The sequence below is a fragment of the Streptomyces sp. NRRL F-2664 genome (genome assembly GCF_000719345.1).
Taxonomy (GTDB): domain Bacteria; phylum Actinomycetota; class Actinomycetes; order Streptomycetales; family Streptomycetaceae; genus Streptomyces.
This window is the reverse complement of record NZ_JOFX01000192.1, coordinates 1-1,711: the sequence shown is the minus strand read 5'-3', so window position 1 is coordinate 1,711 and position 1,711 is coordinate 1. Positions and strand designations below refer to the sequence as shown.

Annotated in this window: 1 protein-coding gene and 2 pseudogenes; all 3 read left to right on the top strand. The window is 69.5% G+C overall.

What is annotated here, in order from left to right; all coding sequences use genetic code 11:
* Positions 1 to 121, top strand: a pseudogene (locus IF89_RS45530) (IS5/IS1182 family transposase); the annotation flags it as partial.
* Positions 122 to 159: 38 nt separating this feature from the next.
* Positions 160 to 558: pseudogene (locus IF89_RS0135270) on the top strand (IS30 family transposase); the annotation flags it as partial.
* A 208-nt stretch (positions 559 to 766) separates the two neighbouring features.
* A partial coding sequence (locus IF89_RS50065) for a glycine-rich protein (RefSeq protein WP_420707021.1) occupies positions 767 to 1,711 on the top strand: 945 nt, incomplete at its 3' end.

Here is a 1,711-nt window from a genome sequence, read left to right as displayed (position 1 = left end):
CGCGGTCCGAGTCCGCGGGCGCGCCGGCCGTCCCCGCACCCGGCCAGGCGCGGCCGCCGCGGACAAGGCGTACTCGTCCCGCGGCAACCGCTCCTACCTGCGTAGACGCGGGATCAAATCCTACCCCTTAAGGGTCTGACGAGGGCTCCGGTCGCGTCAGTGGAGCGGTCCACCCGCTACGCCATACTCCTGCACCTTCCCGGCGACCACGGCGCCGAAGCCGTCCGAAACGCCCTGACGGCCACGGTCGCCACCCTGCCCTCCCACCTGGCCCGCTCCCTCACCTGGGACCAGGGAAGCGAAATGGGCCGCCACCACGAGTTCACCCTCGCCACCGACATCCCCGTCTACTTCTGCGACCCGGCCAGCCCCTGGCAGCGCGGCTCGGACGAGAACACGAACAGCCTGCTCCGCCAGTACTTTCCAAAGGGCACCGACCCCTCCGTCCACACCCCCGAACACCTCGCCGCCGTCGCCGACCAGCCCAACCGCCGCCCACGCAAAACGCTCGGCTGGGAAACCCCAGCCGAGCGCCCGCATAAACTACTCACCGCCTGATCAAACCGACCACGCGTTGCAACGATCCCCAGAATCCGCCCTTCCCTTCGCCCCGCAGGGGCGGGCCCCGGCTCGCAGCACCTTCGAAAGGGGCCCGGTGACAGAGCGATCTGCCCACAGGACAGCGGAGGCGCTGATCAGGCAATTCCTGGACGCCTGCGGCGTGTAGAGGCAGACCAGGGCCTGCAAGCACAGGCAGCATGTGGGCATGATCACACTCCCCCCCGATACAGGCACGCCACAGCTCCCGGCACTCCTCCACAACGCTATGGGCATCCGAGCACGGCGGGCTGCTGCACGGCTCCTGGCTCCCGCCCTCATGCTGGCAGCCACCGGCATCATGGTCCCTGCCACTCCTGCCACGGCCGCAACGATCATCCAGACCTTCACAGCTGGCGCCAACCAGCCCTTCACGGTCCCCGTCGGCATCACATCCCTGTCCATCACCGCCACCGGCGAATCAGGCGGAAGGCCGGTCCGTGGAAACGCAAATTCCGTGGGAGGCACCGGTTCCGTTGTCAGCGCAATGCTGGCAGTCGGACAGGGGGAGCCCGTTGAACCCGGCAGCACCCTCTACGTGAACGTTGCCGTCGGAGGGGGACCCGCCGGCGTTGCTCCTGGGCGCCCCGACCTCACCGGTGGCGCTGGTGGCGGCGCCAGTGACGTGCGTACCTGTTCCTCAGAGGCGTCTGGCTGCGTGCTGACCGGTAATGCGGATAACGACCCCAGGCTTATCGTCGCCGCAGGCGGCGGGGGCGGCTCTCTATCCGCGGCCGGAGGCGCGGCAGGCTTCCCTGAGGGCCAAGCAGCTGTGCGTGGTCCGGGCAGCACCCTGGCGCAAGCTGGTGGAGGGGGAACGCAGACAGCGGGTGGAGAGGGCGGGGAAAGGTGTAATGATCAACCGGGCACTGAGGACGGAGAGTCCGGTACCGCCGGTGCCGGAGGCAAGGGCGCCGACGGCCCCTTCCCCGCTTCAGGCGGTGGCGCTGGCTGGTTCGGCGGCGGCGGTGGCGGCTCCTGCAACTGCTGTGGCACAGGCGGGGGTGGGGGCGGTTCGGATTTCCTGCCCCCGGGCGGTTCCCGCCAAGCGGCATCGGGTCCGGCGCAGGTGGTGGTTTCCTACACCGTCGCGGACCTGGAGATCACCACCGCG